Raw genomic sequence first — 25473 nt, 5'->3', positions numbered from 1 at the left:
CGGATGCTCAGCCGGCCTTGGTCGCGTTCCAGGCCTGGGGCGAGCCGCCGTTCCGGGTCCACTGGATGATCGGGCTGCTGTCGGTGGTGGTGTTGCCGTTGTCCAGCGCCTTGCCGCTGACGCGGTTGACGATCTGGTACCCGCCGTTGCCGAGCGAGGTGATGGCCCACTGCTGCTGGCGGCTGCCGTCGTCGGTCCGCTGCACCACCGCCGTGCCGTCGGAGGTGCTGTTGTCGTTGTCGAGGGCCTTGCCGCTGCGGACGGAGACCAGCTTGTAGTAGCCGTGGCCCAGGTCGGTGACCGTCCACTGCTGCGCTGAGCCGCCGTTCAGGGTCCACTGGATGATCTGGCCGCCGTCGGTGCTGACGTTGGCGTTGTCCAGGGCCTTGCCGCTGCGGGAGCAGGCGAAGGTGTAGACGCCGTTGGCGAGGACGGCCGGCATGCCGGTGACCTCGACGCAGACCACGGAGACGTTGGAGTCGGGCGCGGTGGCCGGCACCTGGACGTTGATCTGGCCGCCGCTGACCGAGTAGCTGAGCGAGACCGAGGGGTTGTTCATCAGGTAGACGCGGTTGATCGTGTTGGACACCGCGGGAATCCCCAGGGTGCCGTTCGTGGGCCAGGTGAAGACGTGGGCGAACAGCTTGCCGTTCTTCTTGGTGATCTTGCCCCAGGACGGCTCGGTGGTGACGTGGCTGCCGCTGGTGCCGTAGATGCTGTCGGAGTAGGTGGCCATCCAGGAGGCCAGGCCGTTGAGGATGCTTTGCGCCCCGGCGGTGACATGGCCGTCGTTCGCGGTGCCGTCCGCGTTGTGGCCGCCGTCGGGGCCGATGTTGAGCAGGTAGTTACCGTCCCGGGAGACGATGAGCACCAGCTCCTGGATGATGGTCCTGAGCGAACGGTAGCTGGATTCCTTGCTCGCGTCGTAGCCCCAGGCGCCGTTCATGGTGGTGCCGTACTCCCACGGCCGGTCCACGGGCTCGGTGGGGATGCCGAACTCCGCCACCGCGAAGTCACCGAGGCCGTCGTCCCGCTTGACGCGTTCGTTGACGACGACGTTCGGCCAGTTCGTGGTCAGCCAGTTGTACAGGTCCACGCCGTCGGCCTTGTTCCACCAGTCGGCGAGGGTGGGCGTGGCGAGGTCCTGGCACCAGTCGCCGTCGAACCACAGCAGGGCCGGGTTGTAGGTGTTCATCAGCTCCGTCAACTGGGCCTTCATGTCGTTGATGTAGCCGGCGCGGGCGGTCATCGACGACATGGTGGAGAAGCCTCTGGCGCTGTCACAGGTCTGCGAGGGGTGGTTCCAGTCGAGGATCGAGTAGTAGAGCCCGAACTTGATGCCCCGGGCGTCGCACGCGGTCTTCATCTCGCCCAGCAGGTCGCGCTGGAAGCCGTTGTAGTCGTGCAGGTTGTACAGCTTGGTGCCGGTGACGTCGGTGAAGCCCGCGACGTCGGAGTCCCACATCGCGTAGCCCTCGTGGTGCTTGGTGGTGATCACGAGGTACTTCATGCCGGCGTTCTTGGCGAGATCGGCGATCTGGCCGGCGTTGAAGCTGACCGGGTTGAACCCCTGGGTGACGTGGGTCTGGTAGTCGGACTTGGTCCAGTTCTCTGTGCTGAACGCCCACTCGCCCTGACCGAGGTGGGAGTAGGACCCGAAGTGGATGATCATCCCGAACCGGGCCTGGTACCACCAGTCCAGCTTCGAGGAGACCGTGTAGGCCCCGGCTGCGGTGGGCCACAGGGCCTGTGGCAGACCGAACGCCACCGTACCGCCGGCCAGCGCCGCGGCCTTGATCAGGGATCGTCTGCTGAGGGGGGCGGAGGACATGGTGCGGCTCCTGGAGGGCTGAAGGACACAGGGGTGCAAGAACCGCTCGTCGGAGTACAGCGCCGACGGCGGAGCAGGGCGGCTCGTGCCAGTCGGAGCTCAAGCAACTCCGCTGAACATGGGATGTATTAACGGTCACGGCCGCACTCCTTGTCCAGGCTGCGGACGTCATTTCACAGGCTTGCTGGTCACTGGCCATGCTCCAGTCGGGCAGGGTGACCCAAGACATGGGATGCATTGCGTGAGCCGTCCGGCTGTCGCTACCGCGGCGGGGCCGGAGAGTGCGCGCGCAAGGGCCAACGCATCACAGATGCGCAACTTAGATGGGATGGATCGATCTGGCCGAGGTCCCCCTGGCCGGCGTCATCGGATCACCCCCCTCTGTTTGGTCTGGAATTTCGCCCCCGCCATCTAGACAACGCCATCAACCGACCCCTATAAACATCCCATCTATCCGGTGCCCGACACCCAGTAGTCACGCCGACGAAACAGTCCCCTCCCCCTTCGGGGCCAGCGCGAGGAAGTACCGATGAGACTCAAGACTGCCCTCCGTGCCACCGCCTCCACCCTCTCGGCTCTGGTGCTGCTCAGCGCGTGCAGCGGCGGCTCCGGCAGCGCGGCGTCGTCGGGCGGCAAGCCGCTCGTGGGCGTCGACTACCCGCGGTCCGACAGCGACTTCTGGAACTCGTACATCAAGTACACGCCCGAGTTCGCCAAGCAGCTGGGGCTGGACCTGAAGACGACGAACTCGCAGAACGACGTCGCCAAGCTGACCGCCAACGCGCAGACGTTCATCAGTCAGGGCGTGAAGGGCATCGCGATGGCGCCGCAGGACACCGCGGCGATCGCGCCGACCCTGGCGCAGCTGGAGGCGAAGAAGATCCCGGTCGTCACCGTCGACACCCGGCCCGACAGCGGCAAGGTGTTCATGGTCGTGCGGGCCGACAACCGGGCCTACGGCGACAAGGCGTGCCGGTACCTCGGTGCCAAGCTGGGCGGCAAGGGCAAGGTCGTGATGCTGGAGGGCGGTCTGGACTCCATCAACGGTCGTGACCGCACTGAGGCGTTCAGCGACTGCATGAAGAAGAACTACCCCGGCATCAAGGTGTTCGGCGAGGCCACCAACTGGGACGGGGCCACGGCCGTGCAGAAGCTGCAGACGGACCTGACCGCCAACCCGGACATCAAGGGCGTCTACATGGAGGCCAGCTTCGCCCTGTCCGGCACCCTCCAGCTCCTCAAGCAGAAGGGCCTGCTGGTCGGCCCGCAGGACAAGAAGCACGTCTTCGTCGTGTCCAACGACGGTATCCCCGAGGAGATGAAGGACATCGCCGCCGGGAAGATCGACGCCACCGTCTCCCAGCCCGCCGACCTGTACGCCAAGTACGCGCTGTACTACCTGAAGGCCGCGATCGACGGCAAGACGTTCAAGCCCGGCAAGACCGACCACGACAGCACCATCATCCAGGTCCGCGCCGGCCTCCTGGAGGACCAGCTCTCCGCCCCGCTGGTCACCGCCGACGGCGGCACCTACGACGGGGTCCCCAGCATCAAGCCCGACGACAAGTCCCTGTGGGCCAACAACATCGGCTGACAGCGCAGCACGCCGAGCCAGCAGCTAGCGAACCTAGGCGGTTGAAATGAGCGACGGGGAACGAGCAGCCACCCCCGCGCCCGCCCCGGCGGACGACGGGCGGGCCCCCGCAGCCCCGCCCGTCGTCGAGGCGGCGGGCATAGTCAAACGATTCGGCCAGACCGTGGCCCTGAACGGCGCCCGGATCACCATCAGGCCCGGCGAGACCCACGCCCTCGTCGGCCGCAACGGAGCCGGCAAGTCGACCCTGGTGTCGGTCCTCACCGGCCTTCAGAGTCCCGACGAGGGCACGGTGACCTTCGGCGGCGAGCCCGCCCCCCGGCTCAGCGACCGCGACGCCTGGCGGCAGCGCGTGGCCTGCGTCTACCAGAAGTCGACGATCATCCCCACCCTGACCGTCGCCGAGAACCTGTTCCTGAACCGGCACCACCACGGCCGCAACCGGCTGATCAGCTGGACCGGCGTCCGCCACGGAGCGAGCGAGCTGCTGTCGGCCTGGTCGGTGGACGTGGATCCGCAGTCCCCGGCCGGCGAACTCAGCGTGGAGCAGCGGCAGTTCGTCGAGATCGCCCGGGCGCTGTCCTTCGGGGCGCGGTTCATCATCCTCGACGAGCCCACCGCACAGCTCGACGCGGCGGCCATCAACCGGCTCTTCGACCGCATCCGCGACCTGCAACGCCAGGGCGTCACCTTCCTGTTCATCAGTCACCACCTCCAGGAGGTCTACGAGATCTGCGACATGGTGACGGTGTTCCGGGACGCCCGGCACATCCTGACCGCGCCGGTCGCCGAGCTGCCCCGCGCCGAACTCGTCGCCGCCATGACCGGCGAGGCGGCGGGTGACCGCCGTGCGGAGCGGGCGAGCGCTCCCGACTCCCGGGCGACGGCGGCGCTGGCCGTGACGGGCCTGAGCGGCGGCACCTATGAGGACGTCACCTTCCGGGTGGGTGCCGGGGAGATCGTCGGCCTCGCGGGGGCGGCCGGCAGCGGACGCACCGAGGTCGCCGAAACCGTCGTAGGGCTGCGGGCCGCGAACGGTGGTGAGGTGGAGATCGCGGGGCGGCGGCCCCGGCCGGGCAGCGTGCCCGCGGCGCTCGCCGCGGGAGCCGGGTTCGTGCCGCAGGACCGGCACCACCAGGGCTTCGTCCCCGGCATGTCGATCGCGGACAACGCCACCCTGTCCGTGCCGAAGCGGCTCGGTCCCAACGGGTTCCTGAGCCGCGGCCGGCGCGACCGGCTCGCCGAGGGCATGATCGAGAAACTGGCCATCAAGACCCCCGGGCCGGAGCTGCCCGTCTCCGCGCTGTCCGGCGGCAACCAGCAGAAGGTCGTCATGGCGCGTGCCCTGGCCGACGACCCCCGGCTGCTGGTCCTGATCAACCCGACCGCCGGTGTGGACGTGCGCTCCAAGGAGTTCCTCCTCGGCAAGGTCGAGGAGACCGCCGAGTCCGGCACCGGAGTGCTCATCGCCTCCGACGAGCTCGACGACCTGCGCATGTGCGACCGGGTCCTGGTGATGTTCCAGGGCCGGGTCACGACCGAGATAGCCCGCGGCTGGCACGACCACGACCTCGTGGCCGCGATGGAAGGAGTGGACCTCAATGCCTGAGGCAATGCCTGAAACCGTCCTCGCGGACGCCGCCGAGACCAAGGGCCCGGAACGTCAGGCGAAGCGGAGCGGCCTGTTCGGCGGCCGGATTTCCGTGGCCCGGCTGCGCGATCTGGCGCTCGTCCCGGCCATCGTGGTCATCGCGATCGTCGGGCAGATCGTCAACCCGGTCTTCCTGCAGACGGACAACCTGATCAACGTCCTGCAGACCATGTCCGAGATGGCGCTGCTGGTCCTCGCCCAGACGATGATCCTGATCGTCAAGAAGATGGACCTCTCCCTGGAGTCCACCATGGGTCTGGCGCCCGGGGTCGCCGCCTGGCTGGTGGTGCCGGCCGGCGCGGGCCACGGGCTCGGGCTGCTGCCCGGCGCCTGGGCCGTCCCCGTGACCCTCGCCGTGGGCGGGCTCGTCGGTGTGATCAACTCGCTGCTGATCATCCGCTTCGGCCTCAACGGCTTCATCGTCACCCTCGGCATGCTGATCGTCCTGCGCGGCGTCCTCACCGGCATCTCCGGCGGCCAGACCTTCTTCCAGCTGCCGCAGTCGATGCTCTACCTCGGCACCGCCGAATGGCTCGGCATGCCCGCCTCCATCTGGATCTGCCTGGCCCTGTTCGCCGTCGCGATCGTGGTGCTCGGCTGGACCAGTTTCGGCCGTTCCCTGTACGCCATCGGCGGCAACGTCGACGCCGCGAAGGCGGCCGGCATCCGCACCGACCGCGTGCTGTGGATCGTCCTCGTCACCGGCAGTGTGCTCGCCGCCCTCGCCGGACTGCTGCTCTCCGGACGCCTGGCCTCGGTCGCCTCCGCACAGGGCAACGGCTACATCTTCACCGTCTTCGCCGCCGCCGTCATCGGAGGCATCAGCCTCAACGGCGGCAAGGGCACCATGTTCGGCGCGTTCTGCGGCATCCTCCTGCTCTTCATGATCCAGAACGTGCTCACGCTGGGCGGTGTCCCCGCCCAGTGGATCGGCGCCCTGAACGGCCTGATCATCCTGGTCGCCCTCGCCATCTCCCGCATCACCGGCGGCAAGGTCCAGGAGTGACCCGGGCGGCCCACCGCCCGCCCGGCCCCCGCCGCGTTCACGTCTCGTCGCAAGGGGAACCTCCTCCCTTGCTCCCCACAGGAGTTGCCGCCATGTCCTCCCCCGTGCCCGCATCCGCCCGCATCACCGCCCTGGACGTCCTGGACGTGCGGTTTCCCACCTCCGAGCACCTCGACGGCTCGGACGCCATGAACCCCGAGCCCGACTACTCGGCCGCCTACGTCATCCTGCGCACCGATGCCGGCGACGAACTGGAGGGCCACGCCCTGGCCTTCACCACCGGACGCGGCAACGACGCCCAGGCCGCCGCCATCGCCACCCTCGCCCCGCACGTGGTCGGCCTGTCGGTCGAGGAGGTCTGCTCCGACCTCGGCGGCTTCGCCCGCTCCCTCGTCCACGACCCCCAACTGCGCTGGCTCGGCCCGGAGAAGGGCGCCATCCACATGGCCACCGGCGCGGTCGTCAACGCCGCCTGGGACCTGGCCGCCAAGCGCGCCGGCAAGCCGGTGTGGCACTTCCTGGCCGAGATGTCCCCCGAGGAGCTGGTCGCCCAGGTCGACTTCCGCTGGCTGTCCGACGCCCTCACCCCCCAGGAGGCACTGGAGATCCTGCGCCGGGCCGAGCCGGGCCGCGAGGAGCGCGTCGCCCGCCTCCTGGAACGCGGCTACCCCGCCTACACCACCACCCCAGGCTGGCTCGGCTACTCCGACGAGAAACTCGCCCGTCTCGCCCGGGAGGCCGTCGCCGACGGGTTCACCCAGATCAAGCTGAAGGTCGGCGCCGACCTCGACGACGACATCCGGCGCCTGCGCACCGCCCGCGAGACCGTCGGCCCGGACATCCGCATCGCCGTCGACGCCAACCAGAGATGGGACGTCCAGCCCGCCATCGACTGGATGCGGGCCCTGGCCCCCTACGACCCCTACTGGATCGAGGAACCCACCTCCCCCGACGACATCCTCGGCCACGCCGCCGTCCGCAAGGCGCTCAGCCCCATCAAGGTCGCCACCGGCGAGCACATCGCCAACCGGGTCGTCTTCAAGCAGCTCCTCCAGGCCGGCGCGGTGGACATCGTCCAGATCGACTCCGCCCGGGTCGGCGGAGTCAACGAGAACATCGCGATCCTGCTGCTCGCCGCCAAGTTCGGTGTGCCGGTCTGCCCGCACGCCGGCGGGGTCGGCCTGTGCGAGATGGTCCAGCACCTGTCGATGTTCGACTACGTCGCCGTCTCCGGCACCACCGAGGACCGCGTCATCGAGTACGTCGACCACCTCCACGAGCACTTCGTCGACCCGGTCCGCATCGCCGACGGCCACTACCTCGCTCCGACGCTGCCCGGACTGAGCGCCCAGATGCACCCCGCCTCCCTCAAGGAGTACGCCTACCCCGACGGCCCCGTCTGGACCGCTCGTGTCTGACAACCAAGGCCTCGTCGACGCCCACCACCACCTGTGGGACCTTGACGTCCGGCCGCAGCCCTGGCTGGACGAACCGGGGAACGAGCCGATCCGCCGCAGTTTCGGAACGCACGCCCTGCGCTCGGCAGCGACCCGGTCGATCGCCGGACGGCGGCTGACGAGCACGGTGGTCGTGCAGTGCATCGCCTCGGTGCCCGAGACCCGCGACCTCCTCGCCCTGGCCGGCAGCGATCCGCTGATCGGCGCGGTCGTCGGCTGGGCGGACCTGACGTCCCCCGCGGTCGGCGACGTACTCGACGACCTGCGGACCGGTCCCGGGGGCCGCTACCTGCGGGCCGTACGGCACCTCGTCCAGGGCGAGTCCGACCCCCAGTGGCTGCAACGGCCGGACGTCGAAAGGGGGCTGCGAGCGGTGGGGGAGCGCGGGCTCGGATACGACGTGCTGGTCCGCAGCCACCAGCTTCCCCAGGCGATCCTCCTCGCACAGCGGCTCCCCGATCTGCCGCTCGTCCTGGACCACGCGGGCAAGCCGCCCATCGCGAGGCGCGAACTGGCCGAGTGGGCAAAGCAGTTGCGGACGCTGGCCGGACAGCCCCAGGTCCACTGCAAGGTGTCGGGACTGGTCACGGAAGCCGACCACGACACGTGGACCACCGACGACATCCGCCCGGTGTGGGACGTCCTGCTCTCCGCCTTCGGTCCCCACCGGCTGATGTTCGGCTCCGACTGGCCCGTCTGCTCCCTCGCCGGCGGCTGGAACCGCTGGGCCGCCACCGTCGAGGAACTCCTGGCCGGCTGTTCCGCCGCCGAGACCGAGGCGGTCCTCGCCGGTACCGCCACGGCGTTCTACCGCCTCGACTCCGCTCCGCAGGGGGGAACCTCATGCTCCTGACCGAACTGCTGCACCCCGGCATCCTCGAAGCCCTGGCCGGAGCCGGCCACGGCGCCCGCGTGCTGCTCGCCGACGGCCACTACCCCGCGAGCACCGCCACCGGCGAGCGTGCCCGGACCGTCCACCTCAACCTGGCCCCCGGGCTGCTCGACGTCACCACCGTGCTCGACGTGCTGCTGCGCGCGCTGCCCGTCGAGGCGGCCCATGTGATGGTGCCGCCCGAGGGCGAGCCGGAGCCGCCGGCCATCGCCGAGTACCGCACGATGCTGGCGCCCGTCCCGGTCGCCACGCTCGGCCGCTTCGAGTTCTACGACGCCGCCCGCTCGCCCGACCTGGCACTGGCGATCGTCACCGCTGACACCCGTACCTACGCCAACCTGCTGCTGACCATCGGCGTCCGCGCTGAAGGGACCCTGACGACACGATGACAATCGCCGCCCGATACCTCTCCGCCCGCACCCTGGACACGGCCCCCGCAGAACCCTCTTCCCCGGGCCCCGGTGAGGTGGAGCTGGCCCCCGCCTACGTCGGCATCTGCGGTACCGACCTGCACATCTTCCACGGCGACATGGACGCCCGGGTCACCGCGCCCGCCGTCATCGGGCACGAGATGTCCGGCCGTGTCGTGCGCACCGGCCCCGACGTGACGGGCTGGGCACCCGGGGACGCGGTCACCGTGATGCCGCTGCGCTGGGACGGCACCTGCCCCGCCTGCCGGGCCGGCCACCAGCACATCTGCCAGCACCTGGACTTCATCGGCATCGACTCCCCGGGTGCGATGCAGCAGCGCTGGACGGTGCCGGCCTCCACGCTCGTCCGGCTGCCCGATTCCCTCCCCCTGGACCGGGCCGCCCTCGTCGAGCCCACCGCGGTCGCCGTGCATGACGTCGGCCGGGCCGGGGTGCGCGACGGCGAGCGGGTCGTCGTGGTCGGCGGCGGCCCGGTCGGCGTTCTCATCGCCCTGGTGGCCCGGGCCGCCGGGGCGGACGTCCGGGTGGTGGAGCCGAGCCCCCACCGTCGGCGGCTCGCCGAGGAGTTGGGGCTGACCGTGTGGGACCCGGCCGGCGGAGACATGGCCGAACCGGTGGGGGAGTGGGCCGGGGACGCGGGAGCGGACGTCGCCTTCGAGGTGTCGGGAGCGGCGGGCGGCGTGGACACCGCGGTGGACGTACTGGGTGTGCGCGGGCGCCTCTGCCTGGTCGCGATCCATCCCCGGCCTCGCGAGGTCAACCTGCACCGCTTCTTCTGGCGCGAACTCACCCTCGTCGGAGCCCGGTTGTACGACCGCTCCGACTTCGAGCAGGCGGTGGCGCTGGTGGCCGACGGCACCATTCCGGCCGAGCGGCTGATCAGCAAGATCGTGCCGCTCACGCAGGTGCCGGCCGCGTTCGAGGCCCTGGAGGGCGGCGGAGACGTGATGAAGATCCTCGTGGACTGCACCGACGAGGCCCAGGAGGCCGCCGTATGAGCGCCTTCGACCTCACCGGGAAGCTCGCCGTCGTCACCGGGGCCCGGCGCGGCATCGGCCGGGCGATGGCCCGGGCGCTGGCCGAGGCCGGCGCGGACGTCATCGGGGTGAGCGCGAACCTGGAGGAGTCCGGCAGCGCGGTGGAGAAGGACGTCCTCGCCGCCGGGCGCAGCTTCGAGGCGATCCGCGCCGACTTCGCCGACCCGGCGGCCGTACGCGCTCTGGGCGAGGACCTCGCCGGGCGCGAACGCCCGGTGGACATCCTGGTCAACAACGCGGGCACCATCCGCCGCACCCCGGCCGCCCAACACACCGACGCGGACTGGGAGCTGGTACTCCAGGTCAACCTCACGGCGCAGTTCGCGCTCACCCGGGCCGTGGGTGCCACGATGGTGGCCCGCGGACAGGGCAAGGTCGTCTTCACCGCCTCCCTGCTCAGCTACCAGGGCGGCATCACCGTCCCCGGCTACACCGCCGCCAAGCACGGCATCGCCGGGCTGACCAAGGCGCTGGCCAACGAGTGGGCGCCGCACGGCGTCAACGTCAACGCCATCGCGCCCGGCTACATCGCCACCGACAACACCCAGGCCCTCCAGGACGATCCGGCCCGCAGCAAGGCCATCCTGGAGCGCATCCCCGCCGGTCGCTGGGGCACCGCCGACGACCTCGCCGGCGCCACCGTCTTCCTCGCCTCCCCCGCCTCCGACTACGTCCACGGCACCACCCTGCCCGTCGACGGCGGTTGGCTCGGACGATGACCGCCGGCCTGGCCGCCCTACTGGCGGAGTCGCGTCTGCTGCCCGTGCTCACCGTGCCGTCCGTCGCGAGTGCCGGCCCCCTGGCCGACGCGCTCGCGGCGGGCGGCGCCCGCTGCGCGGAGGTCACCTTCCGCACACCCGACGCCGAACGGGTCGTGAAGGCGATGGCGGCGCACGGCGCGCTGACCGTCGGTGCCGGGACCGTGCTCACCGCGGAGCAGGCGGAACGGGCCGTGGCGGCCGGGGCCCGCTTCCTCGTCTCGCCCGGCTTCGACGACGAAGTCATCGCCAAGGCACTGGAGTTGGGGGTGCCGGTCGCGCCGGGTGCGGCGACGGCGACCGAGTTGATGCGCGCGCTGAAGGCCGGCCTCGACACGGTCAAGCTGTTCCCCGCCCAACCGCTCGGCGGCACCGACATGCTCCGCGCGCTCGCGGCCCCCTTCCCGCAGGCGCGCTTCGTGCCGACCGGTGGCATCGGACCCGACCAGCTGCCCGGCTATCTCGCCCACCCGTCGGTGCTGGCCGTGGGCGGCAGCTGGATCGCCACCCCCGGCCACCTCGAACGCGGGGCGTACGACGAGATCCGCCGGCTGACCGCCGAAGCAGTGGAGAGGACCACGCCGTGACGGATGTGATCGCCCTGGGCGAGGTGATGCTGCGCTTCGACCCGGGCGAGGGACGGATCCGCACCGCCCGCTCCTTCCAGGTGTGGGAGGGCGGCGGCGAGTACAACGTCGTACGCGGCCTGCGCCGCTGCTTCGGCCTGCGCACCGCCGTCGTCACCGCCCTTGCCGACAACGCGGTGGGCCGGCTCGTCGAGGACCTGATCCTCCAGGGCGGCGTCGACACCTCGCTGATCCGCTGGGTAGCGGCGGACGGCATGGGGCGCACGGCCCGCAACGGCCTGAACTTCGTCGAGCGCGGCTTCGGCATCCGCGGCGCCCTGGGCGTCAGCGACCGCGCGCACACCGCCGTCTCCCAGCTGCGCAAAGGGGACGTCGACTGGGACGCGGTGTTCTCGGCGGGGGTGCGCTGGTTCCACACGGGTGGGATCTTCGCCGGCCTGTCCGACACCACCGTCGACGTCGCCGACGAGGCGATGGCGGCCGCCCGCCGCCACGGAGTGACCGTCTCCTACGACCCGAACTACCGGCCCAGCCTGTGGGACGGCCGGGGTGGCGCCGACCGGGCCCGCGAGACCGACCTGCGCCTGGTCCGGCACGCCGATGTCGTCGTGGGTGCCCTCGGGCTCGCGGGGCCGCGTCCCGGCAGCGTGCGGTTCACCGACGACGAGGTACCCGACGCGCTCGGCGCGCTCGCCTCCCAGCTGCCGGGGGCGACGGTGCTGGCGACGACCCTGCGCGCGGTGCCCTCGGCGGGGGTCAACGACTGGACCGCGCTCGCCTGGTCCGCCGAGACCGGCCTGGTCAGCGGCCCCAGGATGCCCGGTCTGCACGTCCTGGACCGCATCGGCTCCGGCGACGGCTTCGCGGCGGGCCTCGTCTACGGACTGCTCACCGGTGCCGGGCTGGAACGCGCTCTCGCCTATGGCACCGCCCATGGCGCCCTGACCATGACCACGCCAGGTGATGTCTCCATGGCCACGCTCACCGAGGTCGAAGCGCTCATCGCAGGCGGTTCGGCCGCCGTCAGGAGGTGACCGTCCCATGGGCGCTCACGCCGCCCCCGCTTCCCAAGGAGGAAAGATGACACGTCCGAGCATGGGGCGCCGGAAGGTCGGGAGCACCCCCGTCGAGCTGACCGAACTCGGCTTCGGGGCCTCCGTCATCGGCAACCTGTACAAGGTCACCCCGGAGCACGACGCGCAGGCCGCGATCGAGGCGGCCTGGGACGCGGGAGTCCGGTACTTCGACACCGCACCGCACTACGGCCTCGGACTGTCCGAACGCCGGCTCGGAGCCGCCCTGCGCGACCGGCCCCGTGACCAGTACGTGGTCTCCTCCAAGGTGGGCCGCCTCCTGGTCCCCAACGAACACCCGCAGGGCGTCGACGACCAGGGGTTCGTCGTACGCGACGACCTGCGCCGCCAATGGGACTTCAGCCGCGACGGCATCCTGCGCTCCCTCGAGGAAACCCTGCGGCGCACCGGCCTGGACCGCCTCGACATCGTCTACCTCCACGACCCCGACGACCACTGGCGGCAGGCCGCCGACGAGGCCATGCCCGCCCTCGCGGAACTTCGCGACCAGGGCGTGATCGGAGCGATCGGCGCCGGCATGAACCAGACCGCCATGCTCGCCCGCTTCCTGCGCGAGACCGCCGCCGACGTGGTGATGCTCGCCGGGCGCTACACCCTCCTCGACCAGTCCGCCCTCGACGACGTCCTGCCCGCCGCGCAGGAACACGGCAAGAGCGTCGTCGCGGTCGGCGTCTTCAACTCCGGTCTGCTCGCCGAGGACCGGCCCACCGAGGGCATGAAGTACGACTACCAGGACGCCCCGGCCGACCTGGTGGCCCGCGCCCGGGCCATCGCCGAGGTGTGCGCGGCGCACGGTACGACCCTGCCGGCGGCGGCGCTCGCCTTTCCTTTCAGCCATCCCCGTGTCATCAACGTCACCGTCGGCATGCGGACCGCGGAACAGGTCGGACGCAACGTGGAACTCCACCGCAGGCATGTCCCCGAGGCCCTCTGGGACGATCTCGGCGACCGGGGACTCATCAGGCCGGACGGGCCCACGGCGCACCGGCCCGGAAGGCGGCCGTGATGTCACTGACGGACAGGGCCATCGCGCAGATCCGGGAGTTGATCCGCAGCGGAGCGCTGCCACCGGGTTCGAAACTCCCGCCGGAGCCGGAGCTGGCCGCCCAGCTGGGCCTATCCCGCAACCTCGCCCGGGAGGCCGTCAAGGCGTTGGCTGTCGCCCGGGTGCTGGAGGTCCGGCGGGGTGACGGCACCTATGTGACCAGCCTGCAGCCGAGCCTGCTCCTGGAAGGGCTCGGCGGTGCGGTGGAACTGCTGCAGGGCGACTCGACCGCGCTGCAGGACCTCATGGAGACACGGCGCCTCCTGGAACCGGTGGCCACCGCACTGGCCGCCACCCGCATCACCGACCAGCAGCTGGCCGAGGTCGAGTGGCACCTGGAAGCCATGCGCGAAGCCCGTGACGACGTGGAGCGGCTCAACGCCCACGACGCCGCCTTCCACCGCGCCGTCATCTCGGCCACGGGCAACGAAACCCTCCTCACCCTTCTGGAAAGCATCTCGGGGCGTACCCTGCGCGCCCGCATCTGGCGCGGCCTGGCCGACACCCAGGCCTCGGGCCGCACCCTCGCCGAACACGAGGCGATCTTCCGCGCCCTGTCCGCCCGCGACACCTCTCTCAGCCAGGCCGCCGCGCTCCTGCACGTCAGCAACACCGAGCAGTGGCTGAGAGCGCACCTGCGCTCGGAACAAGCGCTCCCATGGGCCATGGCCGCCCAGGAGTGACGGCGGCGCCCCGGTGGCTCACAGGGCGACGATCTGCCACTCCTGGTTGCTGCCGGTGGTGGGCGGCCACTGGATGAGCGGCGTGCCGTCGGCCGTGTAGCCGTTCTGGGCGTCCACGCACATGCCGCTCTGAGGGGGAGGCGATGGAGGTGCGGGCGTGGTGCCGGGCCACCGTGCGGCCCGGCACCACGGTCCGCCGTGTCAGAGGGCGACGAGTTGCCAGTCCTGGTTGGGGCCGTCGTTCACGGGCCACTGGATCACGTAGGCGCTGTCGGCGGTGGAGCCGTCCTTGACGTCGGCGCACCATCCGGTACGCACGTTGACGAGCCGGTAGTAGCCGCTGGTCTTGGAGGGGACCAGGGTCCACCACTGGTTGTCGGCCGAGGCGTCGGTCGCCTGGTCGAGGAGGGCGCCCTGGGCGGAGCCGCTGGGGCTCTCCAGGGCCTTGCCGCTCTTGACGCAGATCAGCCGGTAGGAGCCGTCGGTGTTCGGCACCAGCTTCCACTGCTGGTTGGTGCTGCCGGTGCCGCCCCACGGGTACTGGATGATGTCGGCGCCGTCGAGGGTCGAGGCGTCCTTGACGTCCATCACCTTGCCGCTGTTGCGGTTGACCAGTTTGAAGGTGCCCAGGTCCGCGGTGAAGGGCCGGTCGTAGATCTCCAGGTTGCGGACGGAGGCCCACACCCCGGCGGGCAGACCGGTGACCGTGACCCGGACGTACCGCGCCTGCGCTCGGAAGACGGCGATCTGGACCTGGCTGGTGCTGGTCGTCGCCGTGTTGTCGACGAGGGTGGTCCAGGTGGTGTTGTCCGTGGAGCCCTCGATCCTGTACTGGTAGTTGGTCTTGTCCAGCTCCCAGGCGATGCGGGTGCCGGTCAGCGAACGGGTGGTGCCGAGGTCGACCTTGAGCCAGTGGCCGGTGTTGCCGTTGTTCGCGCACCAGCGGGTGGAGGTGGATCCGTCGACGGCGTCGGCGGCGTAGTTGCCCTTGGAGGACTCCTCGCTGTCGGCGGTGGCGGTCTTGCCGGCGGCGATGTCGGCGGGCTGCACGGACCGGTCGAGGGTGACGCCGATGACGCTGTCCTGGGGGTGGGTGGTGCGGTCGATGCCGCTGACGGCGACCCGGCCGTCACCGCCGACCGTGTACGACAGGCCGGCGCCGGAGCGTACGTCGAAGACGCGGGTGACCTGGGCGTCGCCGATCGAGGGCGTGGTGAAGGAGGTGCCGCTGTAGCCGGGCAGGAGGTGGACGTAGAAGGTGTTGTCCTTGTACGTGAAGCCGTACTGGCCGTCGACGGGGTTCCACGGGCCGCCGCGGGTCGAGTAGACGGACTGGCCGCAGGCGGTCATGAAGGTGCCGATCTGGCGCAGGAGGCTCGCCTGCCCGGAGGAGACGGTGCCGTGCCGGTCCGGGCCGATGTTGACCATCGCGGTGATGTTCCGCACCCAGCAGTTGACCAGGATGTTCATCGCGGTGGCGTAACTCATCACCTTGCCGTCGGAGTTGTAGCCCCAGGAGCTGCCGACGGTGAAGACCTTCTCGACGAGGTCGCCGGTGCGGATCGCCCCGGTGGGCACCGAGGGGCCCTCGTCGTTGATGTAGTCGCCCCGCCAGCCGGAGCGCAGGTTGGCGACGATGTCGGGCTGGTGCTTGCGCACCATGCCCATCAGACCCAGCGGCTTGCCGGCTGCGTCGGTCTCGCCGTAAACGGTGTCCACCGGCCACTGGTTGGCGGTGTCCCGGTACTGCCCGGGCTCCCAGAAGAACGCCGCATCGGCGTCGCTGCCCTTCTCCGCCAGCCAGCCGCCGTCCCACCACAGGTCGTCGATCACGCCGTACTGGGTGACCAGCTCCTTGACCGACTCGTACACCTCGGTCTTCATGATCCGCGCGTTCTCCTTGTGCGCGGGGTCGGTGGTGTAGTTCCAGGGGTTGGTCGCGCAGCTGGTGCCGTACACGTCGTAGTAGCCGGGGTAGCGCCAGTTGATCGGCGAGTAGTACAGGCCCACCTTCAGCCCGGCCGCCCGCACCGCCGCCACGTAGTCCTTGACGAAGTCCCGGTTCAGCGGCGCCTGCCCGGAGTTCCAGCTGTTGGGATGGTTCAGCGGCCACAGCGCGAAACCGTCGTGGTGACGCGTCGTCAGCGTCACGTACCTCGCCCCGAAGTCCTTGGCCAACTGCGCCCAGGCCGTGGGGTCGTAGGCGTCCGCGGTGAACTGCTCGCTCGTGGCGTCGGTGACGTACTTCTGGTAGTCGGACGGCGTGACGGGGGCGTTGTGCATCCACCATTCGCCCTTGGCCGGGCCCGAGTACACGCCCCAGTGGACGAACATCCCGAGCTTGGCGTCCTGCAGCCACTCGATCTTGGAGTCGGGCTGCTGCTCGACGCCCATGTCGGTCCCGGGGATGCGCAGCGGAGGCAGTGGCAGAGGGGCGGCGGCCGTTGCGGCGTACGCCGGTGTTGTCAGCGCGAGGGAGCCGACCGCGGCGGCCGCCGTCATGGCCGCCATTCCGGCGAGAACCGATCTGCGTGAGATGGATTCCGGCAACGTGGTTCCTCCTGTTTGATCGACAGAAAGGCGCCCGGGTTCGGCGGTTCTGGGGCAGGCGTCGGCACGGCTCGACCGGCGGGTCCGGGGCGCCATGAGAGTCCCGCTCTCCGTCCGACTCCGCCCGAAGACATTGGATGGATTAACGAATACGCATGGCGCTTCTGTCCAGGGTTATGACGCAAGTTTTCGTCGCAGAGCCTAGGAAGACCCTGTGAGTGCCTCAGTGATCGCTCTATACATAGGATGTATTGAGGCGTGATGGAAACGCGGGGGATCGAAAGCCGGGCCCGCTCGAAGCGTTGACGAGGCACCTGTCGGGCCCTACCGTGCTCCAGCAGAAACGCACACCTTCCGACATTTATCCAACTCGCCGGGTGGACGAGCCGCCACCCGAGAGGAGCCGGACCATGCTCCGTCGTGTCTGCCTGCTGCTGTCCGCCGTACTCGTCTGCGTGTCCGGGCTGCTCGCCACCGGCGCGTCCGCACAGGCCGCTTCCGTGACCGTGACCAACGCGACCCAGTTCACCGACACCACCGGAGCCGTGGTCCACGCCCACGGCGGCGGCGTCATCAAGGTCGGCACCTACTACTACTGGTTCGGCGAGAACCGCAACCCCGACAACTCCTTCAAGTACGTGTCGGTCTACCGCTCGACGGACCTGAAGACCTGGGAGTTCCGCAACAACGTCCTCACCCAGAACAGCGCCGCCGAGCTCGCCTCCGCCAACATCGAGCGCCCCAAGGTCGTCTACAACAGCACCACCGGCAAGTACGTCATGTGGATGCACAAGGAACTGGCGACCGACTACACCCAGGCCCGCGTCGCCGTCGCGGTGTCGGACACGGTCGACGGCACCTACACCTACCTGGGCAGCTTCAGGCCACTCGGCATCACCTCGCGGGACATGACCCTCTATCAGGACACCGACGGCTCGGCCTACCTGGTCTCCTCCGCCAACGAGAACGCCGACCTCGACATCTTCAGGCTCACCGCCGACTACACGGGGATCGACAGCCTGGTCGCCGATCCGTGGCCCGGTACCTACCGGGAAGCTCCGGCACTGTTCAAGCGGGGCGGCGTCTACTTCATGCTCACCTCCGCCAACAGCGGCTGGAAGCCCAACCAGCAGCGGTACGCCACCGCCACCAGCCTGGCCGGCCCGTGGACCGCGATGACCGACGTCGGCAGCGACACGGCCTACGGCTCCCAGACGGCCTTCGTCCTGCCCGTCCAGGGCACCTCGGGCACCTCCTACCTGTACATGGGTGACCGCTGGGGCAACTCCATGGGCGGCACCGTCGAGGACTCCCAGTACGTCTGGCTGCCGCTGACCTTCCCCACCAGCACCACCATGGACCTGCCGTGGTACCCGGGGATCGCCGTCGACACGGCGGCCGGAACGGTCACCGGCGTGGGCGGCGGCCCGTACGACAACCTCGTCGCCCGGCACAGCGGCCGGTGCGTCGACGTCTCGGACAACTCCGCCGCCGACAGTGCGGTCATCCTGCAGTACGACTGCAACGGCGGCCTCAACCAGCAGTGGCGGCTCACCGACGCCGGCGGCGGCTACGTCCAGATCGTCGCCGAGCACAGCGGCAAGTGCCTGGACGTGGCGAACGCCTCCACCGCGGACGGCGCCTACGTCAACCAGTACAAGTGCACCACCGGCACCAACCAGCAGTGGCTCTTCCAGGACCAGGGCAACGGCTACTACCACCTCGTCGCCCGGCACAGCGGCGAGTGCCTGGACGTGAAGGACGCCTCCACCACGAACGGCGCCCGCCTCATCCAGTGGCCCTGCGGCACCGGCACCAACCAGCAGTTCCTGAAGCGCACCGCCTGACCGGACCGGGGCGAGAGCCGTGCCGCCCTCACGGGCGATCAGCCGCCGGGCGACCTCCCCCCCCAAGCCGCTTTACGAGGTCGCCTCGCGCAGTGCGTCGGAGACCGACTTGACCCCGCCGTGCGCGGTCATCCCGCCGTCGACGGGGATGTCGGCACCGGTGATGAACGACGACTCGTCCGACAGCAGGAACACGACCAGCGGAGCGACCTCGTCGACGGTACCGGTACGGCCGAGCGGGGTCTCGCGGATGTTCGCCGCGCGGAACGCGGGGGCGGCCGAGGCGGTCATCTCGGTCTCGATGTAGCCCGGGTGGATCGTGTTGACGCGGATGCCGCGTGGACCGAGTTCCAGCGCGGCCGTCCTGGACAGCCCCCGCAGCCCCCACTTGCTCGCGGTGTACGCGACGGGGTAGTGAGCGGTGAGGGCCGCCGAGGAGCCGACGTTCACGACGGACGAGCCGGCGGGCATGAGCGGTGACAGGTGCTGGATGCCCAGCAGCGGGCCGGTGACGTTGACGGCGTGGACCCGGTCGAAGTCCTCGGCCCTGACGTCGCCGAGGCGGGCGCGCCAGGTGATGCCGGCGTTGTTGACCAGCCCGTGCACCTGCCCGTACGACTCCTTCAGTTCGGCGGCGAGGTCGGCCCATTCCTGGGTGCTGGTCACGTCGAGGCGGCGGCAGCCGCCTTCCGGCCGGATGTCGGTGGCGATCACGCGGGCGCCCTCCCGGGTCAGCGCGTCCGCCTCCGCGGCGCCCTGGCCACGGGCCGCACCCGTGACCACGACGACTCTGCCGAGCAGCCGCTTGGCGCCCACCTTGCTCACGGCCGCTCCCGGGAGCGGCGCCGGCCGGGGGGCAGCGGCACCGGGTCGGTGCCGGGGACGACCGTGTTGGACACGGTGCCGACCCCTTCGACCGTGAGGGTGACGGTGTCGCCGGGCTTCAGGGGTGGCGGGGTCCGCTCCCCTCGCAGTCCCCACAGTTCGGCGAGGCAGCCGCCGTTGCCGCACGTGCCGGAACCCAGGACGTCACCGGGCACGACGCGGGTGCCACGGGAGGCGTAGGCGACCATCTCCTCGAACGTCCAGCTCATGTTGGACAGGTAGTCCCGGCCGACGACCTCGCCGTTGATGGCGGCGGTGACCGCGAGCCGCAGGAAACCGTCGGCGTCCCGGTACGGTTCCAGCTCGTCGGCGGTGACCAGGTACGGGCCGAGAGTGGTGGCGGTGTCCTTGCCCTTGCAGGGGCCGAGACCGACCGTCATCTCCGCCGACTGCAGGTCGCGTGCGGACCAGTCGTTGAAGACCGTGTAGCCGACGATGTGGTCGCGTGCCCGCTCGGGGCTGAGATCGCGGCCCTCGCGGCCGATGACGGCGGCCACCTCGAGTTCGAAGTCCAGCACACGTGAGCCGGGCGGGACGGGGATGTCGTCGTGCGGGCCGTGGATCGCGTGCGGGTTGGTGAAGTAGAAGGTCGGCGCGGCGTACCACTGCTCGGGTACGCCGACGGCGCCGCTCACCGAGCGCCGTACGCCTTCGACGTGCTCCTCGAAGGTGACGAAGTCCCGTACGGACACGGGCTGGAGCGGCGGCAGCAGCCGTACCTCCGACACGTGCGGGCCGGGCGCCGCGTCCTGCGCGGCGGCGCCCGCGGTGAGCAGGCCGGGGAGACCGCCGCAGTCCGACAACAGGGCGGTGAGGGAGGTGACTTCGGGCAACGGCAGCAGGGTGCCGTCGTCATCCACGACGGCCACGCGACGGCGGTGATGGTGTTCGTAGGCGGCGAAACGCATGGTGCGGCTCCGGGCAGGCTGGGCCCGCGGGCGCGGCGGGACTGGGTCAGGGCGGATGACAGGGCCGGCCGCGCCCCCGGGAGCGGGGACGGGATCAGACCGGCGGGGCGACGAAGACGCCACGGTCGACGTCGTTGAACGACTCCTTGGCGACCAGTTCGTTCATCGGGTTCGCCGTGCCCCACTGGTCGGTGACCTCGGGCTGGGAGAAGTCGTAGACGTGCGGGTGCCAGGTGTCCTCGTCGAGGAGTTCCAGCTCGGTCGTGTACTCGACGGTGTTGCCGTGCGGGTCGAGGAAGTAGGTGAAGGTGTTGTCGCCCGCCATGTGCCGGCCCGGGCCCCAGATCTTCCGGTGCCCGGCACGGATGACCCGGCCGGAGCCGCGCATGTACTCGTCGATGCCGCGCATCTCGAAGGAGATGTGGTGCAGCGCGGTGTGCGGGCCCTTGGCCAGCGCCATGGAGTGGTGCTGGTTGCTGATCCGCATGAAGTGCATGACGTCCCCCATGTGCGGGGAGTTGAGCGTGTCGGAGAGCCGGAACCCCAGGTGCTCCTCGTACCACTGCCGGGTGCGGTCCAGGTCGGGGGAGTTGAGGACGACGTGCGACAGCTTGACCGGGATCGCTTCCCTCTCCTCGATCTTGCGGTGTCGGCGGACCTCGACGTCGGCGGAGACCTCGATGGTACGGCCGTCGATGTCGAAGAAGCGGAAGCCGTAGCCACCGCCCGGAGTGTCGACCTTGCCCGGCTGGGAGACGAGCTGTACGCCGCCGGCGAGCAGCCGCTGGGCGAGGGTGTCCACGTCGGAGGCGGACGCGGCCCCGTAGGAGACCAGGTCGAGGCGCTTCTCCGCGGCCTTGCGCAGCCGTACGACGTACTGCTCCGGTGAGCCCTCGGCGGCGAGGAAGGAGATGCCGGAGTCCTCGGCGACCTTGGTCAGGCCCCAGACGCCGGCGTAGAAGTCGAGCTGCTTGTCGTAGTCGGGCACGGCGAGGTCGACGTGCCGGAGGTGGGTGAGCAGACGCATGTCGGTCAGTCCTTCCGGAGGAGGGCGGCCGCGTTGCCGCCGCGTACTGCGTGGAAGTCGGTGTCGGACAGGCCCGCCGCGCGCAGGGCGGCCAGCGGGTCGTCCGTGCCCATGTCGAAGGGGAAGTCGGAGCCGAGCAGCACCCGGTCGGGCCCGACGGCGCGGACCAGCTCCCGCAGCACGTGCGGGTCGTGCACCAGGGAGTCGAAGTACAGACGCCTGAGATAGCTGCTGGGCCGATGGGCGCAGCCGGCTCGGGCGTCGGAGCGAGCCTGCCAGGCGTGGTCGGAGCGGCCGATGTGGGTGGGCAGGTAACCACCGCCGTGGGCCGCGATCAGCCGCAGGCCCGGATGACGGTCCAGGACACCGGAGAAGATCAGGTGGGAGAGCGCGACGGCGTTCTCCACCGGCTGGCCGACGGTGTTGGACAGGTACCAGCGGTCGAGCCGTTCGTCGAGCGTGCAGCCGAAGGGGTGCAGGAAGACGATCGCCCCCGTCTCCTCGGCCCCGCTCCAGAAGGGCTCGTACGCCGGGTCGGAGAGTTCCCGGCCCGGTGCGTGGCTGGAGATCTCGACTCCCAACAGGCCCTGTTGCAAAGCGTGTTCGAGAGCTCGCACGGCCTGTCCCGGGTGCTGCAACGGTACGAGGCCCAGCCCGCGCAACCGGCCGGGCGCGACGGAACAGTGGGCCGCCGTCGCCTCGTTGGCGAGCCGGTACACCTTCTCCGCGGTCTCCTCGTCCGTCCAGTAGTGGTAGTGCGACGGGGAGGGGCTGACCAGTTGCACGTCCACGCCCTGGGCGTCCATCGCAGCCAGCCGTACGGCGGGGTCGGTCAGTTTCGGGATGCGCTCGCGCACCATGGGCCCGCTGACGGCGAGTGCCGCCGGACCGTTGCGTCGGGCGTCCAGCGCCTTGGCCTCCGCCAGGCCCGGCAGGTCACCCACCAGGGCCTCGACCTCCGGCAGCAGGACGTGGGCGTGGACGTCCACGGTGGGAACCAGGGTCACGGCAGCTCCCGCAGCATCGTCATCATGCGGCCCATCAGGCCGGGGACATCGGCGTCACGGACGCCGTCGAGCTGCCACTGCCCGAGCTGCACGGACGCCTCCACGACCGGTCGGACGCGCGCCATGCGCCGCTCGTGGTACGCCTGGAAGAGCGCGTCGTCCCAGGTCCCCGACGCGGTCAGCATCCGGGTGAGCACCCACGCGTCCTCCAGGGACATGGCCGCGCCCTGCGCGAGCGTGGGCGGGCAGCAGTGCGCGGCGTCGCCGATCAGGACCACCCGGCCGCGGTGCCAGGCGCCCTCCACCAGCAGCCGGTCGAACCAGGTGTAGTTGATCCTCGCCGGTTCGGTGATGTGCTCGGTGATCTCCGGCCAGTGCCCCCCGTAGGCGGAGGCGAGGCGCCGCATCTCGTCGGCGTACGTCTCGGGCGGGACGGCGGCGCGATCGCGGTTCGCCTCGACGACGTACGCGTACAGGGTGGTGTCGCTGGTCGGGCAGTAGCCGGCGATGTAGGCGGGGCCGCCGTAGGCGAGGTCGGTGCGGGTCACTCCGGCCGGGCGCGGGGCGGCGATGCGCCAGATGGCCATGCCGGTCGGCTCGGGCTTGTCGCCGATGCCGATCGCCGCGCGGGTCGACGAGGCGAGGCCGTCGGCCGCGACGACCAGGTCGTAGCGGCCCTCGCCGCCGTCGGAGAACCGTATCGAGACGCCGTCCGTGTCCTGGCCGAGGATCTGGCAGGTCGTGCCGAGTCGCACGGTGGCGCCACTGGCCCGGACGGCGTCGATCAGGATCCGCTGGAGCCGGGGGCGCTGTATGCCGAGGGTGGCGGGCAGATCGTCGCCGCCGGTGCGCAGGTCATGGGCGACGTGCAGGACGGTGCCGTCGGGAGCGGTGATGCCGACGGAGCCGAAAGCGAAGCCGGACGCGTCGACCTGGTCCCAGACGCCGAGTTCACGCAGGACGCGCAGGGCGTTGCCCTGGAGGGTGATGCCGGAGCCGGCGGTGGCGTTCCAGTCGTCCTTGGCCTCGACCAGGTCCACCGTGAAGCCGGCGCGACGCAGCAGGATCGTCGCGGCGTTGCCTGCGGCGCCACCGCCGATCACCAGGACCGTGCGGGGATCGTTCATAGGGGAACTCCTTCGTTCCGGGCGTCACTTGACTGCGATCGGGTTGACGGGGGAGCCGACCGCTCCGGTGATGGGCAGGGGTGCGGCGGTGAGCCAGAACGCGTACGCGCCGTCGCGGGCACAGTCCTCGGCCAGAGCCTCCAGGTCCCACATCTCGCCGATCAGCAGGCCGATGTTCGGGATGGCGACCTGGTGCAGGGGCTGGAAGGCGTCGTCGAACTCGTTGGGGCGGACCTCGAAGCCCCAGGTGTCGGTGGCGATCGCGGCGATCTCGCTGGAGTGCAGCCAGCCGGCGGTCGTGAACGACAGGCCCGGCGCGCTGCCGCCGGCGTAGTCGCCCCAGCCTTCGCGCCGTACGCGGGCCAGCTGCCCGGTGCGGACCAGCACGATGTCACCGCGTCCGACGGTCACCCGGTGCGCCTCGGCCGTCGCCGTCAGATGGTCCTCGGTGATCGCGAAGCCGTCCGGCAGCTCCCCGTCGGTGCCGATCACCCGGCCGACGTCCAGCAGCACGCCGCGGCCCGCGACGTGCGGGGCCATGTGCTCGATGCCGGTGACGAGGTCGCCGTCGGAGGTGACGACCTTCTCGGCCGGGCGGCCGTTCCACGCCCTGCCGTGGTCGAAGATGTGGCCGAGCCCGTCCCACTGGGTGGAACACTGGAGCGGCATCGCGATGACGTCGTCGGCGCCGCCGATCCCGTGCGGGAACCCCTGGGCGCCGAGGGCCGCGTCGGTGCCGGTGTCCAGCATGGTGTGGACCGGGTTGGTGCGGCGCCGCCAGCCCTTCTGGGGGCCGTTCATGTCGAAGGACTGCGACAGCGAGAAGCTGACACCGCGTCGGACCAGGGCCGCGCCCTCGCGGCGCTTGTCCTCCGTGAGGAAGTTCAGGGTGCCGAGCCTGTCGTCCTCGCCCCAACGGCCCCAGTTGGAGCAGGCCTTGGCGGCCTCGGCGATCGAGCCCTCGGGGTCCTGGCGGTTCATACGGCGCGCTCCGCGACACAGCGGGTGCGCTGGAGTCCGAGGCCGGTGACCGAGCCCTCCATGACGTCGCCGTCGCGCAGCAGCCGCCTCCAGTGCATGCCGTTGCCGGCCGGGCTGCCGGTCAGCACCAGGTCGCCGGGGAGCAGACGTGCGGTCTGGGAGACGTACGCCACCATCCGCGCGACCTTGAAGATCATGTCCTTGGTGGACTCGTCCTGCATGGTGTCGCCGTTCAGCTTGAGCGTGACGCGCAGGTCGTCGGGGTTCGCGATCGACTCGGCCGGAACCAGCCACGGGCCGAGCGGGGTGAAACCGGGCGCGTTCTTGCTGCGCAGCCAGTCGGTGCCGATCTGCGGCATGTCCCGGCGGAACACGGTGGCACGGTCGGTCAGGTCGTTGGCGATCGTGTAGCCGGCGATGTACTCGGACGCGTCCTCCACCGGCACCCGGTGGGTGGGCTTGCCGATGACGACCGCCAGCTCCAGTTCCCAGTCGGGCTGCGCGGCCCACCCGGGCAGGACGACGTCGTCGTACGGGCCGGTGATCGAGGTGGGCAGGCCGGTGAAGACGTACGGCAGGTCCTCGGCAGCCCGCCGGTCCATGATCTCGGCGGCCTCCGCGCGCCGTTCGCTCTCCGGCCGGTCGTCACCCGGGGCGCGGTGGGCCACGTGCAGGTCGATCACGTGCTGGCGGTAGTTCGCGCCCGACTGGAACACCTGGCGAGGTGTCACCGGCGCGTGCACGCGGTGGTCCTCGACGGCCGTACGGGTCAGGCCGGTGTCGGAGGCGAGGGCGCGCAGCCGCGGCAGGGCCGTGTCCCAGTCGTCCAGTACGTCCAGCATGGTCAGCCGGTCGTCGCCGAAGGCGTCCCGCAGATCGAGGACCTGGCCGTCGGGGGTGACCAGGGCGGGGAATTCCGGACCGTTCCGGGTCGAGAGGGTGGCGAGTGCGAACGGTCCGGCGAAAAGCGCGGACGCGGGTTCGGGTTTCACGGACATGTCCTCCTGATTGCGGTGGGACCAATCTGGACCCGCATCATGTGATCAGGGAAATCGATTCTGTGGATGATCGGCAT

Annotated in this window: 23 protein-coding genes; 13 read left to right on the top strand and 10 right to left on the bottom strand. The window is 70.5% G+C overall.

What is annotated here, in order from left to right; genetic code table 11:
• Window positions 1–7: 7 nt before the first annotated feature.
• Window positions 8–1831, bottom strand: a complete 1824-nt coding sequence (locus AB0G52_RS26985) for an alpha-L-fucosidase (protein ID WP_361339420.1) — start codon at window positions 1829–1831, stop codon at window positions 8–10.
• 529 nt (window positions 1832–2360) lie between these two features.
• On the opposite strand from AB0G52_RS26985, the gene AB0G52_RS26980 reads away from it, so the two are divergent.
• From AB0G52_RS26980 to AB0G52_RS26925, 12 genes are all read left to right on the top strand, one after another.
• Window positions 2361–3425 (top strand): sugar ABC transporter substrate-binding protein, encoded by a 1065-nt coding sequence (locus tag AB0G52_RS26980; RefSeq protein ID WP_361339417.1) that lies wholly within the window; start codon window positions 2361–2363, stop codon window positions 3423–3425.
• A gap of 46 nt (window positions 3426–3471) precedes the next feature.
• Entirely contained in the window at window positions 3472–5034 is a 1563-nt protein-coding gene (locus AB0G52_RS26975) for a sugar ABC transporter ATP-binding protein (RefSeq protein WP_361339414.1), read from the top strand.
• 4 nt (window positions 5035–5038) lie between these two features.
• Window positions 5039–6082 carry an ABC transporter permease gene (locus AB0G52_RS26970; RefSeq protein ID WP_361339549.1) on the top strand — a complete coding sequence of 348 codons (1044 nt, stop codon included), beginning with the start codon at window positions 5039–5041 and terminating at the stop codon, window positions 6080–6082.
• A gap of 92 nt (window positions 6083–6174) precedes the next feature.
• Window positions 6175–7500: an L-fuconate dehydratase gene (locus AB0G52_RS26965; RefSeq protein WP_361339411.1), complete on the top strand. Its 1326-nt coding sequence runs from the start codon at window positions 6175–6177 to the stop codon at window positions 7498–7500.
• The gene (locus AB0G52_RS26960) at window positions 7493–8392 is read left to right on the top strand and encodes an amidohydrolase family protein (protein WP_132887190.1); all 900 of its coding nucleotides are present in this window, start codon (window positions 7493–7495) and stop codon (window positions 8390–8392) included. The genes AB0G52_RS26965 and AB0G52_RS26960 overlap by 8 nt, the downstream gene beginning before the upstream one ends.
• Window positions 8383–8820: an RbsD/FucU family protein gene (locus AB0G52_RS26955; RefSeq protein ID WP_132887191.1), complete on the top strand. Its 438-nt coding sequence runs from the start codon at window positions 8383–8385 to the stop codon at window positions 8818–8820. Before AB0G52_RS26960 ends, AB0G52_RS26955 begins: the two co-directional genes overlap by 10 nt.
• Window positions 8817–9860: an alcohol dehydrogenase catalytic domain-containing protein gene (locus AB0G52_RS26950; RefSeq protein ID WP_361339407.1), complete on the top strand. Its 1044-nt coding sequence runs from the start codon at window positions 8817–8819 to the stop codon at window positions 9858–9860. Before AB0G52_RS26955 ends, AB0G52_RS26950 begins: the two co-directional genes overlap by 4 nt.
• Window positions 9857–10618, top strand: a complete 762-nt coding sequence (locus tag AB0G52_RS26945; protein WP_132887193.1) for an SDR family oxidoreductase — start codon at window positions 9857–9859, stop codon at window positions 10616–10618. The genes AB0G52_RS26950 and AB0G52_RS26945 overlap by 4 nt, the downstream gene beginning before the upstream one ends.
• Window positions 10615–11244, top strand: a complete 630-nt coding sequence (eda, locus tag AB0G52_RS26940) for a bifunctional 4-hydroxy-2-oxoglutarate aldolase/2-dehydro-3-deoxy-phosphogluconate aldolase (protein ID WP_361339403.1) — start codon at window positions 10615–10617, stop codon at window positions 11242–11244. The genes AB0G52_RS26945 and eda overlap by 4 nt, the downstream gene beginning before the upstream one ends.
• Window positions 11241–12278, top strand: coding sequence for a sugar kinase (locus AB0G52_RS26935; protein WP_132887195.1), 1038 nt, complete (start codon window positions 11241–11243; stop codon window positions 12276–12278). The genes eda and AB0G52_RS26935 overlap by 4 nt, the downstream gene beginning before the upstream one ends.
• A gap of 46 nt (window positions 12279–12324) precedes the next feature.
• The gene (locus AB0G52_RS26930) at window positions 12325–13344 is read left to right on the top strand and encodes an aldo/keto reductase (protein WP_361339400.1); all 1020 of its coding nucleotides are present in this window, start codon (window positions 12325–12327) and stop codon (window positions 13342–13344) included.
• On the top strand, window positions 13344–14066 hold the full coding sequence (locus tag AB0G52_RS26925) for a FadR/GntR family transcriptional regulator (RefSeq protein ID WP_361339397.1): 723 nt from the start codon (window positions 13344–13346) through the stop codon (window positions 14064–14066). Before AB0G52_RS26930 ends, AB0G52_RS26925 begins: the two co-directional genes overlap by 1 nt.
• Window positions 14067–14084: 18 nt before the next feature.
• On the opposite strand, the gene AB0G52_RS26920 is transcribed toward AB0G52_RS26925, so the two are convergent.
• Both AB0G52_RS26920 and AB0G52_RS26915 read right to left on the bottom strand, forming a co-directional pair.
• Window positions 14085–14189: an RICIN domain-containing protein gene (locus AB0G52_RS26920; RefSeq protein ID WP_361339394.1), complete on the bottom strand. Its 105-nt coding sequence runs from the start codon at window positions 14187–14189 to the stop codon at window positions 14085–14087.
• Between the two features lie 78 nt (window positions 14190–14267).
• Entirely contained in the window at window positions 14268–16568 is a 2301-nt protein-coding gene (locus AB0G52_RS26915; RefSeq protein ID WP_361339391.1) for an alpha-L-fucosidase, read from the bottom strand.
• 458 nt (window positions 16569–17026) lie between these two features.
• Between AB0G52_RS26915 and AB0G52_RS26910 the strand changes: the two genes are divergently transcribed.
• Window positions 17027–18463 (top strand): RICIN domain-containing protein, encoded by a 1437-nt coding sequence (locus tag AB0G52_RS26910; RefSeq protein WP_132887200.1) that lies wholly within the window; start codon window positions 17027–17029, stop codon window positions 18461–18463.
• A 72-nt stretch (window positions 18464–18535) separates the two neighbouring features.
• On the opposite strand, the gene AB0G52_RS26905 is transcribed toward AB0G52_RS26910, so the two are convergent.
• The 7 genes from AB0G52_RS26905 to AB0G52_RS26875 all read right to left on the bottom strand — a co-directional run bounded on the left by AB0G52_RS26905 (window position 18536) and on the right by AB0G52_RS26875 (window position 25396).
• Window positions 18536–19288 (bottom strand): SDR family oxidoreductase, encoded by a 753-nt coding sequence (locus AB0G52_RS26905; RefSeq protein WP_361339388.1) that lies wholly within the window; start codon window positions 19286–19288, stop codon window positions 18536–18538.
• Window positions 19285–20256, bottom strand: a complete 972-nt coding sequence (locus AB0G52_RS26900) for a fumarylacetoacetate hydrolase family protein (RefSeq protein WP_132887202.1) — start codon at window positions 20254–20256, stop codon at window positions 19285–19287. Before AB0G52_RS26900 ends, AB0G52_RS26905 begins: the two co-directional genes overlap by 4 nt.
• Window positions 20257–20350: 94 nt before the next feature.
• Window positions 20351–21283: a VOC family protein gene (locus AB0G52_RS26895; protein ID WP_361339385.1), complete on the bottom strand. Its 933-nt coding sequence runs from the start codon at window positions 21281–21283 to the stop codon at window positions 20351–20353.
• Between the two features lie 5 nt (window positions 21284–21288).
• On the bottom strand, window positions 21289–22290 hold the full coding sequence (locus AB0G52_RS26890) for an amidohydrolase family protein (RefSeq protein ID WP_132887204.1): 1002 nt from the start codon (window positions 22288–22290) through the stop codon (window positions 21289–21291).
• Window positions 22287–23417: an FAD-dependent oxidoreductase gene (locus tag AB0G52_RS26885; RefSeq protein ID WP_361339382.1), complete on the bottom strand. Its 1131-nt coding sequence runs from the start codon at window positions 23415–23417 to the stop codon at window positions 22287–22289. The genes AB0G52_RS26890 and AB0G52_RS26885 overlap by 4 nt, the downstream gene beginning before the upstream one ends.
• Window positions 23418–23441: 24 nt before the next feature.
• Window positions 23442–24398, bottom strand: coding sequence for a cyclase family protein (locus AB0G52_RS26880; RefSeq protein WP_132887206.1), 957 nt, complete (start codon window positions 24396–24398; stop codon window positions 23442–23444).
• On the bottom strand, window positions 24395–25396 hold the full coding sequence (locus AB0G52_RS26875; RefSeq protein ID WP_361339379.1) for a fumarylacetoacetate hydrolase family protein: 1002 nt from the start codon (window positions 25394–25396) through the stop codon (window positions 24395–24397). Before AB0G52_RS26875 ends, AB0G52_RS26880 begins: the two co-directional genes overlap by 4 nt.
• Between the last annotated feature and the right edge of the window lie 77 nt (window positions 25397–25473).

Origin of the sequence: Streptomyces sp. NPDC021562, from assembly GCF_040640875.1 — a bacterium.
Taxonomy (GTDB): Bacteria; Actinomycetota; Actinomycetes; order Streptomycetales; family Streptomycetaceae; genus Streptomyces.
This window is presented reverse-complemented; position numbering and strand designations above follow the sequence as displayed.